This window comes from Kosakonia beeri, from assembly GCF_054165705.1.
Genome location: NZ_CM135106.1, coordinates 3690917 through 3705843, shown reverse-complemented (window position 1 = coordinate 3705843; position 14927 = coordinate 3690917). Strand labels below are relative to the sequence as shown.

Below are 14927 nucleotides of genomic sequence, written 5' to 3'. Positions count from 1 at the left end.
CAGCGTCTCAGAGCCTGCCAATGAGTTATCAGGTCTTAGCCCGAAAATGGCGACCACAAACTTTTGCTGACGTCGTCGGCCAGGAGCATGTGCTGACCGCACTGGCGAACGGCTTATCTTCAGGGCGTATTCACCATGCGTACCTGTTTTCCGGCACCCGCGGCGTCGGGAAAACCTCTATTGCCCGTTTGCTGGCGAAGGGGCTTAACTGCGAAACCGGCGTAACCGCCACCCCCTGCGGCGTGTGCGATAATTGCCGTGAAATTGAGCAGGGCCGCTTTGTCGACTTAATTGAAATTGATGCCGCCTCGCGTACTAAAGTGGAAGACACCCGTGACCTGCTGGACAACGTGCAGTACGCCCCGGCGCGCGGTCGCTTCAAAGTCTATCTGATTGATGAAGTCCATATGCTCTCGCGTCACAGCTTTAATGCGCTGTTGAAAACGCTTGAAGAGCCGCCGGCACATGTCAAATTCCTGCTGGCCACGACGGACCCGCAAAAACTGCCGGTCACTATTCTTTCACGCTGTTTGCAATTTCACCTTAAAGCGCTGGATGTCGATCAGATCCGCAGCCAGCTCGAGCATATTCTCGACGAAGAGAACGTCGAACATGAATTGCGAGCGCTGCAACTGCTGGCGCGTGCCGCAGACGGCAGCCTGCGTGATGCGCTCAGTCTGACCGATCAGGCGATCGCCAGCGGCGACGGTAAACTCTCTGCGGATGTCGTCAGTTCGATGCTGGGCACCCTGAATGACGATCAGGCATTATCCCTGATTGAAGCCGTGGTAGCCGCCAGCGGCGAGCGCGTGATGGCGCTGGTCAATGATGCAGCCTCACGTGGCGTGGAGTGGGATGCGCTGCTGCTGGAAATGCAAACTCTGATGCACCGCATTGCGATGGTGCAACTGACGCCTTCTGCGCTGGGCAGTGATATGGCGCCCGTGGAACACCGTTTACGTGAGCTGGCCCGCACCGTGCCGCCAACGGACGTACAACTCTACTATCAGACCTTACTGATTGGCCGCAAAGAGTTGCCCTTCGCGCCCGATCGCCGTATGGGCGTTGAAATGACATTGTTGCGTGCGCTGGCATTCCACCCGCGCGCACCGTTGCCCGCGCCTGAGGTTCAGCCTCACTCTTTTGCGCCTGTTGCGCCGACGGCAGTTGTGTCGCCGCAGCAAATCGCGCCTGCCGCGCCATCTCATGCGCCCGTCCCGCAACAGGATGTGCCGATGCCGGACGCCACCAGTCAGGTACTGGCGGCGCGCAGGCAATTGCAACGCGCGCAGGGAGCCGATAAAGCAAAAAAGAGTGAACCGGCAGCCGCTTCTCGCGCGCGGCCGGTGAGTAATGCCGCGCTGGAACGGCTGGCGTCGGTGACGGAACGCGTGCAGTCGCGCCCGGTGCCGTCGGCGCTGGAGCAGGCGCCCGCGAAGAAAGAAGCCTACCGTTGGAAGGCAACGACCGTCGTTGAAGAGGTCAAAGAAGAAGTTGCCACGCCGAAGGCGCTAAAAAAAGCGCTGGAGCATGAGAAAACGCCGGAACTGGCGAAGAAACTGGCGGAAGAGTCTATTGAGCGCGATGCCTGGGCAAAAGAAGTCAGTCAGCTCAGGTTGCCGAAACTGGTGGAGCAAGTGGCGCTGAACGCGTGGAAAGAGCAGGAGGGCGATCGTGTGTCTCTGCATCTGCGTAGTTCGCAGCGTCACCTTAATTCCCAAGGCGCGCAGCAAACGCTGAGCAGTGCGCTTAGCGAATTGTATGGTTCGACGATTGAACTGACTATCATTGAAGATGATAATCCTGCGGTTCGTACGCCGCTGGAGTGGCGTCAGGCAATCTATGAGGAGAAGCTTGCGCAGGCGCGTGAGTCGATCATTGCGGATAATAACATCCAGACGCTGCAACGTTTTTTCGATGCGGATCTGGACGAAGAGAGTATCCGCCCCCTTTGACAGGCAGCTACTGCTACCTGTCTTCAACCCTGAACGTGACTTATCACCCTGGTCGGTCACCACAGCTAAAGAGAGAAGCCTATGTTTGGAAAAGGCGGTCTGGGCAACCTGATGAAACAGGCCCAGCAGATGCAAGAAAAAATGCAGAAAGTGCAGGAAGAGATTGCGCAACTGGAAGTGACCGGTGAATCCGGCGCTGGTCTGGTGAAAGTGACCATTAACGGTGCGCATAATTGCCGTCGTGTGGAGATCGATCCGAGCCTGCTGGAAGACGACAAAGAGATGCTGGAAGATCTGGTTGCCGCTGCGTTTAACGATGCTGCTCGCCGTATCGAAGAAACTCAGAAAGAAAAAATGGCTTCTGTTTCTTCCGGTATGTCGCTGCCGCCAGGCTTTAAGATGCCGTTCTGATGCAGACCAGTCCGCTGTTAACACAGCTTATGGAAGCGTTGCGCTGCCTGCCGGGCGTTGGCCCGAAGTCGGCGCAGCGCATGGCCTTTACGCTGTTGCAGCGCGATCGCAGCGGCGGCATGCGTCTGGCGCAGGCGCTCACCCGGGCCATGTCGGAAATCGGCCACTGTGCCGATTGCCGCACCTTTACTGAGCAGGATGTCTGCAACATTTGCAGTAATCCCCGACGCCAGGAAAACGGCCAAATCTGCGTGGTGGAAAGTCCGGCAGATATCTACGCCATTGAGCAAACCGGGCAGTTTTCCGGTCGCTACTTTGTGCTGATGGGCCACCTTTCGCCGCTGGATGGTATCGGGCCGGATGACATCGGTCTCGATCGCCTGGAGCAACGTCTCGAGTCGGAAACGATCCAGGAAGTGATCCTCGCCACCAACCCAACGGTGGAAGGCGAAGCGACCGCCAACTATATTGCGGAGCTTTGTGCGCAATATGGGGTGGAAGCCAGTCGCATTGCTCACGGTGTTCCGGTGGGCGGCGAGCTGGAAATGGTCGATGGTACGACACTGTCGCACTCACTGGCCGGCCGCCACAAGATTCGTTTTTAATCAAACGGAGGCAGAAATTTTTGCCTCCGCTTGAAAATTCTCGCCCCTGTCCCCACTTCTCCCTCAACGCATTTTTTACCTTGTAAATGGCATTGTTGAGGTTCCCCAATGAAAGGACAAGAAACTCGTGGTTTTCAGTCAGAAGTGAAACAGCTTCTGCATCTGATGATTCATTCTCTCTATTCCAACAAAGAGATCTTCCTGCGCGAACTGATTTCCAACGCCTCGGATGCGGCGGACAAACTGCGTTTCCGCGCGTTGTCTAACGCGGCGCTGTATGAAGGCGACGGCGAACTGCGTGTACGCGTCTCTTTCGATAAAGAGCAACGCACGCTGACGATTGCCGATAACGGTATCGGCATGACCCGTGACGAGGTGATTGATCATCTGGGCACCATTGCCAAATCTGGCACCAAAGCGTTCCTTGAATCCATGGGGTCCGACCAGGCGAAAGACAGCCAGCTTATCGGCCAGTTTGGCGTGGGTTTTTACTCGGCTTTCATTGTTGCCGATAAAGTGACCGTGCGTACCCGCGCGGCGGGCGAAAGTGTTGAAAGCGGCGTATTCTGGGAATCTGCCGGCGAAGGCGAATACACCGTTGCCGACATCACCAAAGCCGATCGCGGGACCGAAATTACCCTGCATCTGCGCGAAGGGGAAGATGACTTCCTTAATGACTGGCGCGTTCGCTCTATTATCAGCAAATATTCCGACCACATCGCTCTTCCGGTAGAAATTGAAAAACAGGAAGAGAAAGACGGCGAAACCGTTGTCACCTGGGAAAAAATCAACAAAGCACAGGCGCTGTGGACGCGTAATAAAGCTGAAATCAAAGACGATGAATACAATGAATTCTATAAGCACATCGCCCACGATTTTACCGATCCGCTGACCTGGAGCCACAACCGCGTTGAAGGTAAACAAGAGTACACCAGCCTGCTCTATATTCCTTCGCAGGCACCGTGGGATATGTGGAACCGGGATCACAAACACGGCCTGAAACTGTATGTACAGCGTGTGTTTATCATGGATGACGCCGAACAGTTTATGCCGAACTATTTGCGCTTCGTGCGCGGCCTGATCGACTCTAACGACCTGCCGCTTAACGTTTCCCGCGAAATCCTCCAGGACAGCAGCGTTACCCGCAGTCTGCGCTCTGCGCTGACCAAACGCGTGCTGCAAATGCTCGAAAAACTGGCAAAAGACGACGCCGAGAAATACCAGACCTTCTGGCAACAGTTTGGCCTTGTGCTGAAAGAGGGCACGGGCGAAGACAGTGGCAATATCGAAGCCATTGCTAAACTGCTGCGTTTTGCCTCCACTCACACCGACTCTTCAGCGCAAACCGTGTCGCTGGACGAGTATGTGTCGCGCATGAAAGAAGGACAGGAGAAGATCTATTTCATCACTGCCGACAGCTACGCGGCGGCGAAGAGCAGCCCGCACCTGGAACTGCTGCGTAAGAAAGGCATTGAAGTGCTGCTCCTTTCCGATCGCATCGACGAATGGATGATGAGCTATCTGACGGAGTTCGACGGTAAGCCGTTCCAGTCTGTGGCCAAAGCCGATGCATCGCTGGAAAAACTGGCGGACGACGTTGATGAAACCGCAAAAGAAGCGGAAAAGGCGCTTGAGCCGTTTGTTGAGCGAGTTAAAACGCTGTTGGGTGAGCGCGTGAAAGAGGTACGTCTTACCCATCGTTTGACCGATACCCCTGCGGTGGTGGTGACCGATGCCGATGAGATGAGCACCCAGATGGCGAAACTGTTCGCGGCGGCAGGGCAGAGCGCACCGGAAGTGAAGTACATTTTTGAACTGAATCCGGATCATCCGCTGGTTAAACGTGCGGCGGATACCCAGGATGAAAGCCAGTTTAACGAGTGGGTCGAACTGCTACTGGATCAGGCATTGCTGGCTGAACGCGGTACGCTGGAAGATCCAAACCTGTTTATCAAACGCGTCAATGCGCTGCTGATAGCTTAAGGTCCCGCCTTAACCCTCACCCAAACGGGTGAGGGTTTTCCCTTCAGTTGCAGGTAATCACTCTCATTAACCGTTTCAGCGGTTCCGCCTTCCTTGAGCCATATTCGTTCTGGTGGTATCTTTTAGCGCTTTTTGAAAAATTGAACCGACATTTGAGGGGATTTTCGCAATGCGTATTATTCTGCTTGGCGCTCCGGGCGCGGGTAAAGGAACTCAGGCTCAGTTCATCATGGAGAAATACGGTATTCCGCAAATCTCTACTGGTGACATGCTGCGTGCTGCTGTTAAGTCTGGCAGCGAGTTAGGCAAACAGGCTAAAGACATCATGGATGCCGGCAAACTGGTGACTGATGAACTGGTTATCGCGCTGGTAAAAGAACGCATTGCGCAGGAAGACTGCCGCAACGGTTTCCTGCTCGACGGTTTTCCGCGCACTATTCCGCAGGCTGATGCCATGAAAGAAGCAGGCATTGCGGTTGATTTCGTGCTGGAATTCGCCGTGCCGGATGAGCTGATTGTTGACCGTATTATCGGTCGTCGCGTGCACGCTGCATCGGGTCGTGTTTATCACATCAAATTCAATCCGCCGAAAGTGGAAGGCAAAGATGATGTGACCGGTGAAGAGCTGACTACCCGTAAAGACGATCAGGAAGAAACCGTGCGCAAACGCCTGGTGGAATACCATCAGATGACTGCGCCGCTGATTGGCTACTACCAGAAAGAAGCAGAGGCGGGCAATACCCAGTACGCCAAAGTTGACGGCACCAAAGCTGTGAACGAAGTCCGCGCTGAACTGGAAAAAATCCTCGGTTAAGCCTTCTCTCCCCGGCTTTCTTGCCGGGGAGCTATCAATCACTGCAATTGGTTCCGTTTACACGCTTTTCGGCTACAATTATCAACCAGTTAAATGGTTAAGAGGCGCGAATGAGTCAGGCGAAAACGGGCATTTTGTTAGCCAATCTTGGCACCCCCGATGCACCCACCCCCGAAGCAGTTAAACGTTACCTGCGGCAATTTTTAAGCGACAGACGCGTTGTCGACACACCACGATTGCTCTGGTGGCCGTTGCTGCGTGGTGTGATCCTGCCAATCCGCTCTCCCCGCGTGGCAAAACTCTACCGTTCCGTCTGGATGGAAGAAGGCTCACCGCTGATGGTTTACAGCCGCAGACAGCAACAAGCGCTGGCCGCGCGTTTGCCGGATGTACCGGTGGTGCTGGGGATGAGTTATGGTTCGCCATCGCTGGAAAGCGCCGTCGACGAATTGCTGGCGCAGGATGTGGAGCATATTGTAGTGCTGGCGCTTTACCCGCAATACTCCTGCTCGACGGTGGCGGCGGTTTGGGATGAGCTGGCGCGTATTCTGGCGAAAAAACGCCATATTCCAGGCATCTCTTTTATTCGCGATTATGCGGATAATGCCGACTACATTACCGCGCTGGCCAACAGTGTTCGCGCCTCTTTTGCGCGCCATGGTGAGCCGGATCTGCTGCTGCTGTCGTATCATGGCATTCCTCAGCGTTACGCTGACGAAGGGGATGATTATCCACAGCGTTGCCGCGATACAACCCGTGAGCTGGTATCAGCGCTCGATTTACCGCCTGAAAAGGTGATGATGACGTTCCAGTCCCGCTTCGGGCGTGAGCCGTGGTTAACCCCCTATACCGATGAAACACTGAAAATGCTCGGCGAGAAAGGGGTGAAACATATTCAGGTGATGTCTCCCGGTTTTGCAGCCGATTGCCTGGAAACGCTGGAAGAGATTGCTGTCCAGAACCGCGAGTTTTTCCTCGAAGCGGGTGGCGAGAAATATGAATATATTCCGGCGCTTAACGACACGCCCGAGCATATCGATATGATGGTCAATTTAACGGCCAAATATCGCTGATCGCCTCGCGGGCTGTGAATGTGCTACCATTCACGGCCCGAATGTCGAGCAGTTATCACAACCATGAAATTTCCCGGTAAGCGTAAATCCAAACACTATTTCCCCGTCAATGCCCGCGATCCGTTATTGCAACAAATTCAGCCAGAAAGCGAAGTCAGCACGTGCTGGGTGGTGGGTATTGACCAGACGCTGGTCGACATTGAGGCGAAGGTGGACGATGCGTTTATTACGCGCTATGGCCTGAGTGCCGGGCACTCACTGGTGATCGCCGATGATGTTGCCGAAGCGTTGTATGAGGAGTTGGTGCGCGAAAATCTCATTTCCCACCAATTTGCTGGCGGCACCATTGGCAACACCATGCACAACTACTCGGTGCTGGCGGATGACCGTTCTGTCTTGCTCGGCGTGATGTGCGAAAACGTAAAAATTGGCAGCTACGCTTACCGCTATTTGTGCAATACCTCCAGCCGTACTGACCTGAACTACCTGCAAGGCGTCGATGGCGCGATTGGTCGCTGCTTTACGCTGATTAGCGACAGCGGCGAGCGCACCTTTGCCATCAGCCCCGGTCAGATGAACCAGCTGCGTGCCGAAAGTATTCCTGAAGAGGTGATCGCGGGCGCTTCCGCGCTGGTGCTCTCGTCTTATCTGGTACGCTGCAATCCCGGAGAGCCGATGCCGGAAGCCACCCTGCAAGCGGTGGCGTATGCCAAAAAGCACAATGTGCCGGTGGTGCTGACCCTCGGCACGAAATATGTGATTGCTGATAATCCCCAATGGTGGCGTGACTTCCTGAAAGAGAACGTCTCGATTCTGGCGATGAACGAAGATGAGGGGCTGGCGCTCACGGGTGAGAGCGATCCGCTGATGGCTGCCGATAAAGCGCTGGATTGGGTGGATCTGGTGCTCTGTACCGCAGGCCCGGTCGGGTTGTATATGGCCGGTTTCACCGAAGACGAAGCAAAGCGTAAAACGCAGCATCCATTGCTGCCAGGAGCGATTGCTGAATTCAACCAGTATGAGTTCAGTCGCGCGTTGCGCCATAAAGATTGCGAACATCCGCTGCGTATCTACTCGCATATTGCGCCGTATATGGGCGGCCCGGAAAAAATCATGAACACCAACGGTGCGGGCGATGGTGCGCTGGCCGCATTGCTGCATGATATTACGGCGAATAACTATCACCGTATTAACGTGCCGAACTCCAGTAAGCACAAATTTAACTGGCTGACCTATTCGTCGCTGGCGCAGGTATGTAAATACGCTAATCGCGTAAGCTACCAGGTACTCAATCAACATTCACCGCGCTTAACGCGTGGCCTGCCAGAGCGGGAAGACAGCCTTGAAGAGGCTTACTGGGAGCGTTAATTTCCTGGCTGTGGTCCACATAAACCGGTAAAGCGTAGCTTGCCGGTTTTTTATGTGTTATCGCGAATAAAGTGTGTTCTGTGCGTGAATGCCCATAAACAGAGGGTAAAAATCACTTTTAATTGGCGGCCAGGAAATGGGGATTTGCGAAGAATGCATGGCGGCATTGTTAGCGGAGTTTCATGATAAAACCCCGCAGGTGATAAGCGGCGTGCGCCACCAGCTCCCGGCGGGATTTCCCTCGCATATTAGCGAAGCAATACCGGATGGCCTGGCGCAGGCTGCCCGTCGTCAGGTTTTATAAAGCAGCAGGAATCGGGCCTGCTTCTTTACTTGTCAGCTTGCTACCGCCTCTTCGACGGGCGGCTTCTGCAGCAGTGTATACATGGTATTGGCGATCTCCCGCTCGCCCATCACCACCTGGTTGGCACCGCGCTCGGTAATGTAATCCACTTCGTCGTCGTAGTGTGCCCGAGCAATTATCTCTATATCAGGGCACTTTTCGCGGGCGCTGGCAACGATTTCGCCGGCTTCGTAACCATTCGGTATGGTCAATAACAACCAGCGTGCGCAATCCAGATGGGCAAGATGCATGATCTCTTCATTGGCCGCATTGCCCAGCACGGCGCGGATACCACGTTCACGCAGTTCGTCTACACGGGTACGCGACGTTTCGATCACCACCAGCGGAATACCTTGTGCCATCAGTTTCTCCCCCAGCAGGCTGCCCACGCGGCCAAAACCGACCAGCAGGGCGTGATGGCAAATATCCACCGGGATCTGTTTTTCTTCCTCAATGGCTTCTTCCAGCGTTTGCTCTTCCAGCGTCTCGGTTTTATCGAGATATTTTTCCAGCATTGCAAACAGCACCGGGTTAAGCATGATCGACAGGATCGCCCCCGCCAGCACCAGGTTTTGCCCCGCCTGCGGTAACAGATCCAGCGCCATGCCCAATCCGGCCAGAATAAAGGCGAATTCACCGATTTGCGCCAGACTGGCAGCAATCGTCAGTGCGGTACGCGGTGAGTGTCCGAACAGACGCACCAGAAAGAAGGCGGCAATGGACTTACCGAAAATGATGATCGCCAGTGTGCCCAGCACCGCCAGCGGTTGCTCAATCAGGATCCTCGGATCGAACAGCATACCGACGGAGACAAAGAACAGCACGGCAAAAGCATCGCGCAGCGGCAGAGTATCATGGGCGGCGCGGTGGCTCAGTTCTGATTCGTTCAGCACCATCCCGGCGAAGAACGCCCCGAGGGCAAAGGACACGTCAAACAGCTCGACTGCACCGAACGCGATGCCCAGTGCCAACGCCAGCACGGACAGGGTAAACAGTTCACGGGAGCCGGTGGCGGCACTGCGTGCCATGATCCACGGGACCAGGCGGCGACCGACCAGCATCATAATGGCAATAAACGCCACCACTTTTCCGATGGTGATGCCCATATCTACCGCCAGCGAGGCCAGCCCAACATCGCCTTTTTCCACCATGCCTGCAACGGCCGGCAGCAGCACCAACGTTAAGACCATCACCAGATCTTCAACGATCAGCCAGCCAATGGCGATCTGCCCGCGTTGACTGTCAATAAGTTGCCGTTCTTCAAGCGCGCGCAGTAGCACCACAGTACTGGCGGTGGAAAGACACAGCCCAAATACGATCCCGGTCATCAAAGACCAGCCCAGCGTTGCGGAAAGCGCCATACCCAGAAGCGTGGCGACGGCGATTTGCGCTATCGCTCCGGGAATGGCGATAGACTTTACCGCCATCAAATCCTTCAGAGAAAAATGCAGCCCAACGCCGAACATCAACAGGATCACGCCCAGTTCAGCCAGTTCGGGGGCGAGTTGCGTATCTGCGACAAAACCTGGCGTAAACGGCCCGGACAGCACACCCGCTAACAAATAGCCCACCAGTGGAGAAATACGTAATTTATTGGCAAGCATGCCGAGGATAAAAGCGAGCACAAGCCCGCCGACAATGGTGGTGATAAGCGGTGTGGCGTGATGCATTCCGTCTCCTTTCGTTAATGTGGGTCCCAGGGTCAATAACTCGTCACTGCGTTACAGTTTATGACAATTTCAACCACTATGTTGATGAATAATTGTTGAATTATGAAGAAAACGGCAATCTGACAGGAAAAAACATGCGGAGGGGGTATCTGGCAAATTCTTCTTATGCAAACACGAGAGCAACAGGAGGGGAGCGCGGCCAAAACGTGACTTTGACCGCAAGAAAATTACCTTCCGGCTCGGTTATCGGGCAGGAATATGGTCAGGATCCCCAATAACGGCAGGAAAGCACATATTTTATAGACCAGATCGATACTGGTGTGATCGGCGATCAGCCCCAGCACGGCTGCGCCAAGGCCTCCCATACCAAACGCGAAACCAAAGAAAAGGCCAGAAACCATGCCGATGCGCCCCGGCAATAGCTCCTGCGCATAAACCAGAATCGCTGAAAAGGCAGAGGCGAGCACAAAACCAATAATCACCGTTAAAATACCGGTCCAGAACAGCGTGGCATAGGGTAAAACGAGCGTAAAAGGCGCGACACCGAGGATAGAGCCCCAAATAACATATTTTCGTCCTATCTTATCGCCCAACGGCCCGCCAATTAAGGTGCCTGCAGCAACCGCAAACAGAAAAATAAAGAGGTGCATTTGCGCGTTTTGCACGGACAAATTGAATTTATGCATCAGATAAAAGGTGAAATAGCTGCTAATGCTCGCCATATAGAAATATTTGGAAAAAATCAGGATCAGGAGCACGCAGACCGCCAGCACAACCTTATTGCGCGGCAGGGGATTCATCACTGAAACGGATTTTTTACCTTTATTGATACGATGCTGTGCGGCATACCAGCGGCTGACCTGCAACAACACAATAATCGCCAACAGCGCAGCAAGTACAAACCAGGCGACATTGCCTTTACCGTACGGAGCAATGATGACCGCCGCCAGTAGTGGGCCGAGGGAACTGCCAAAATTCCCTCCCACCTGGAAAATGGATTGTGCCAGGCCATGACGTCCGCCGGAGGCCATACGCGCGACGCGCGAAGATTCCGGATGAAAGACCGAGGAACCGGTTCCCACCAGCGCAGCGGCAAACAGCACCATTGTAAAACTGCCAGCCAGCGCCAGCAGTACCAGCCCGCTCAGGGTAAAGCACATGCCAATGGGCAATGACCATGGCATTGGGTGCTTATCGGTCCAGTAACCCACCACCGGCTGCAGCAGCGAAGAGGCCACCTGGAAAGTCAGGGTGATGAGACCAATCTGTACAAACGACAACGCAAAATCGGCCTGCAACAGCGGATAGATTGCTAATAGCAAAGACTGGATCATGTCGTTAAGCAGATGCGAGAGACTGATTGCGCCAAGAATACCGAACGATGTCCCTGCGACAGGCGGTGTCCGCTGCGTTTCACTGATTGCCATAAATACCACGTATGTTTGAGAGAGGGGATTGATGTATTCAGAACTGTAATCGTTATCTGGCTAACATACCTGCGCTAAAGGTTTGACGGAAGTCGCAATGCGGAAAACGTATTTGTCTATTATCCTCATGCACGGTAATTTCTGGGTTTTATTAATGGGTCAGGGAGAGAAGCATGAAATTGATAAAGACGCATGTCGCGCTGGCGCTGATGGCGGCGCTGAGTATGGCAAGCTGGCAGGCACAGGCTTACGAGCAGGATAAAACCTATAACGTCACCATCCTGCATACCAACGATCATCATGGCCATTTCTGGCGAAGCGATTACGGCGAGTATGGTTTGTCGGCGCAAAAAACGCTGGTGGATGGCATCCGTAAAGAGGTGGCGGCGCAGGGCGGCAGCGTATTGTTGCTCTCCGGCGGTGATATTAATACCGGGGTGCCAGAATCGGACTTGCAGGACGCAGAGCCTGACTTCCGTGGCATGAATTTGATCGGCTACGATGCGATGGCCGTTGGCAACCATGAGTTCGATAACCCGCTCAGCGTACTGCGTCAGCAGGAAAAATGGGCGAAGTTCCCGTTCCTTTCGGCCAATATTTATCAAAAAAGTACCGGCGAGCGGCTCTTCAAACCGTGGATGATTTTCAATCGCCAGGGGCTAAAAATTGCGGTGATTGGGTTAACCACGGACGACACGGCGAAAATTGGCAACCCGGAGTTTTTCACCGACATTGAATTCCGTAAACCAGCTGATGAAGCGAAGCTGGTGATCAGCGAGCTGAAGCAAAACGAAAAGCCGGATGTGATCATCGCGACCACACATATGGGCCACTACGATAATGGCGAACATGGTTCTAATGCGCCAGGCGATGTGGAGATGGCTCGTAGCCTGCCTAAAGGCGCGCTGGCGATGATTGTGGGTGGTCACTCACAAGATCCAGTATGTATGGCATCCGAAAACAAAAAACAGGTGGATTACGTGCCTGGTACCCCGTGCGCGCCGGATCAACAAAACGGTATCTGGATTGTGCAGGCGCATGAGTGGGGCAAATATGTGGGCCGTGCGGACTTCCAGTTCCGTAACGGTGAGATGAAACTGGTGCGGTATCAGCTTATCCCGGTCAACCTGAAGAAAAAGGTCACTTACGACAATGGGCAAAGTGAGCGGGTGCTTTACACGCCGGAAATTGCCGAAAACCCACAAATGCTCTCACTGCTGACTCCGTTCCAGAACAAGGGTAAAGCGCAGCTTGACGTCAAAATCGGCAAAACCAATGGTCATCTGGAAGGCGATCGCAGCAAGGTACGTTTTGTACAGACCAACCTGGCGCATGTGATCCTTGCCGCGCAGATGGCGCGCACCAATGCCGATTTAGCGGTGATGAGCGGCGGTGGTGTACGCGATTCGATCGAAGCGGGTGATATTACCTATAAAGATGTGCTGAAAGTGCAGCCGTTTGGCAACACGCTGGTGTATGTCGATCTTAACGGCCAGGAACTGACGGAGTATCTGACGGCGGTCGCGCAGAAAAAACCGGATTCCGGTGCGTATCCGCAGTTTGCTAACGTCAGTTTTGTGGCAAAAGACGGCAAGCTGAGCGAGTTGAAAATCAAAGGTGAGCCGATCGACATGGCGAAGACATACCGTCTGGCGACATTAAGTTTTAACGCCACCGGCGGGGATGGCTACCCGCGCCTCGACAATAAAACCGGCTATGTGAACACCGGCTTTATTGATGCCGAAGCGCTAAAAGAGTTTATTCAGAAAAACTCGCCGCTGGATGTGAATGCTTACGAACCCAACGGTGAGGTGAGCTGGCAGTAACCTGTCCTTACTCGCGGCGGGCGATATCGGCAAATTGTGCATCCAGCATTTTCGCCAGATCGCTCGCCGCCAGTTCGATATCCAGCCCGCGCTTGCCGCCGGAAACATAGATTGAGGCAAACGTCTGTGCGGGTGCATCAATCAGCGTTGGCAGGCGCTTTTTCTGCCCCAGCGGGCTAATGCCGCCCACCAGATAACCGGTCGTGCGCTGCGCCACCATCGGATCGGCCATATCCACTTTCTTCGCGCCCAGCGCTTTGGCGACTTTCTTCAGATCCAGTTGCCCGGCGACCGGCGTGACGGCTACCGCCAGATGCTTCATGTCGCCATTAATTGCCACCAGCAGCGTTTTATAGACCTGATCGGCATTCAGACCCAGTTTTCGCACCACTTCGTCGCCAAAATTGGTTTCATTCGGATCATGATCGTATGTGTGTACCTGAAAGGAGATGTTGTTTTTTTCGAGCAGTTTCACGGCGGGTGTCATCGCAATCCTTCTTACTTTCCTGGTCGTTTCACGCCATCAGCATACGCCAAAGCGCCGCCGTGCAAATAGTACCATCTTGCGCTATTGCGCCATTTTCTCGCGCAGCAGTGAAGGTAAATTGCCATCACCATACAAATGTAACGCTCCTGCCGCCACCACGTAGCGGCCCGGCGGCAGTGCGAACAGGCGCTCGCACCAGGCCTGGTTTCGCTGATACATCAGCACGTCATGCAGAGGCTGGCTAAAGGTGCTCGGCAACGCCATTTGATCGTCGGCAGGGGGATTTTCTAGCCACCAGCTGATCATCACCTGCAGTAAGCGGGCATTATCATGCCAGTGGGTCAGCGTATCCTGCAGGAGTTCATTTCCCTCATCTGGCAGCTCTCTCAGGATATCCAGTTGGCTGGTGGTGCCTTCCAGCTCCATGATCGCCACCTGATACTGCTGCGCCGCGCGTAATAGCTGGTAATCGATGCCGTATTCCGGGCGCAACCCCAGCCGTTGCGCCTGTGTTGCCTGCAACACAAGAGCAATATGCCATGCCGGGCGGTAGTCAAACTCATCACGAGGTAAAGAGAGGGTTTGCAGAATAGTATCCAGCTTGCCAAGCCATTCAGCGCTGAGCCGCTGTTCCAGCGGTGCGGCGGGAGGGAGGTTATCAAAAGGGGAATCCGAACCCGCAACATCGGCTTCCACAATCAGGGCATCGGCCTCGCGCAACTTTTGCAGCAGTGCGCCCGGCAATGGCGACATACCATGGGTGCCCATATGAATACTGCCCACAAGATGCAGGATCCGGTTGCCGGGAAGAACAATATCCTGCGCAGGCCAGCTATAACGGCGCGTAAATAGCGCGCGAACCACGTTTTTTAAGCGGTGAAACAGAGCCATACGCGCATCCTGAAGGCAAAACATCATGCTAACGCGTGGGTGATGAGGGTGTAAACCCCGCCAATACGTTGGCG

The 14927-nt window shown here is 54.3% G+C and carries 13 protein-coding genes and 1 other annotated feature; of the genes, 9 read left to right on the top strand and 4 right to left on the bottom strand.

Annotated features, from left to right (window positions below):
- Positions 1 to 20 precede the first annotated feature (20 nt).
- The 8 genes from dnaX to ACUY4S_RS17505 all read left to right on the top strand — a co-directional run bounded on the left by dnaX (position 21) and on the right by ACUY4S_RS17505 (position 8513).
- A complete protein-coding gene (gene dnaX, locus ACUY4S_RS17540) occupies positions 21 to 1955 on the top strand; it encodes a DNA polymerase III subunit gamma/tau (RefSeq protein ID WP_312689105.1) in 1935 nt (644 codons plus the stop codon).
- Positions 1288 to 1352, top strand: a sequence feature (DnaX frameshifting element). It overlaps the preceding gene by 65 nt.
- An 81-nt stretch (positions 1956 to 2036) precedes the next feature.
- Entirely contained in the window at positions 2037 to 2366 is a 330-nt protein-coding gene (locus ACUY4S_RS17535; RefSeq protein ID WP_023478246.1) for a YbaB/EbfC family nucleoid-associated protein, read from the top strand.
- A complete protein-coding gene (recR, locus tag ACUY4S_RS17530; protein ID WP_458022027.1) occupies positions 2366 to 2971 on the top strand; it encodes a recombination mediator RecR in 606 nt (201 codons plus the stop codon). The genes ACUY4S_RS17535 and recR overlap by 1 nt, the downstream gene beginning before the upstream one ends.
- Before the next feature lie 108 nt (positions 2972 to 3079).
- Positions 3080 to 4954, top strand: a complete 1875-nt coding sequence (gene htpG / locus ACUY4S_RS17525; protein ID WP_458022026.1) for a molecular chaperone HtpG — start codon at positions 3080 to 3082, stop codon at positions 4952 to 4954.
- 169 nt (positions 4955 to 5123) lie between these two features.
- Positions 5124 to 5768, top strand: a complete 645-nt coding sequence (adk, locus tag ACUY4S_RS17520) for an adenylate kinase (RefSeq protein ID WP_312689108.1) — start codon at positions 5124 to 5126, stop codon at positions 5766 to 5768.
- A 110-nt stretch (positions 5769 to 5878) separates the two neighbouring features.
- A complete protein-coding gene (hemH, locus tag ACUY4S_RS17515; protein ID WP_312689109.1) occupies positions 5879 to 6841 on the top strand; it encodes a ferrochelatase in 963 nt (320 codons plus the stop codon).
- A gap of 63 nt (positions 6842 to 6904) precedes the next feature.
- Positions 6905 to 8209 (top strand): inosine/guanosine kinase, encoded by a 1305-nt coding sequence (locus tag ACUY4S_RS17510; protein ID WP_312689111.1) that lies wholly within the window; start codon positions 6905 to 6907, stop codon positions 8207 to 8209.
- Positions 8210 to 8366: 157 nt separating this feature from the next.
- On the top strand, positions 8367 to 8513 hold the full coding sequence (locus tag ACUY4S_RS17505) for a hypothetical protein (RefSeq protein WP_312689113.1): 147 nt from the start codon (positions 8367 to 8369) through the stop codon (positions 8511 to 8513).
- Between the two features lie 32 nt (positions 8514 to 8545).
- Here the strand turns inward: ACUY4S_RS17505 and ybaL are convergent, their stop codons facing one another.
- Together ybaL and ACUY4S_RS17495 are read right to left on the bottom strand one after the other, a co-directional pair.
- Positions 8546 to 10222, bottom strand: coding sequence for a YbaL family putative K(+) efflux transporter (gene ybaL, locus ACUY4S_RS17500; RefSeq protein WP_312689114.1), 1677 nt, complete (start codon positions 10220 to 10222; stop codon positions 8546 to 8548).
- A gap of 227 nt (positions 10223 to 10449) precedes the next feature.
- Positions 10450 to 11649, bottom strand: a complete 1200-nt coding sequence (locus ACUY4S_RS17495) for an MFS transporter (RefSeq protein WP_458022025.1) — start codon at positions 11647 to 11649, stop codon at positions 10450 to 10452.
- A 173-nt stretch (positions 11650 to 11822) separates the two neighbouring features.
- Between ACUY4S_RS17495 and ushA the strand changes: the two genes are divergently transcribed.
- Positions 11823 to 13475 (top strand): bifunctional UDP-sugar hydrolase/5'-nucleotidase UshA, encoded by a 1653-nt coding sequence (gene ushA, locus ACUY4S_RS17490; RefSeq protein WP_458022024.1) that lies wholly within the window; start codon positions 11823 to 11825, stop codon positions 13473 to 13475.
- A gap of 7 nt (positions 13476 to 13482) precedes the next feature.
- Here the strand turns inward: ushA and ybaK are convergent, their stop codons facing one another.
- Positions 13483 to 13962 carry a Cys-tRNA(Pro)/Cys-tRNA(Cys) deacylase YbaK gene (gene ybaK / locus ACUY4S_RS17485; protein ID WP_312689120.1) on the bottom strand — a complete coding sequence of 160 codons (480 nt, stop codon included), beginning with the start codon at positions 13960 to 13962 and terminating at the stop codon, positions 13483 to 13485.
- An 81-nt stretch (positions 13963 to 14043) separates the two neighbouring features.
- Positions 14044 to 14853, bottom strand: a complete 810-nt coding sequence (locus ACUY4S_RS17480) for a TraB/GumN family protein (RefSeq protein ID WP_458022023.1) — start codon at positions 14851 to 14853, stop codon at positions 14044 to 14046.
- Positions 14854 to 14927: the final 74 nt, after the last annotated feature.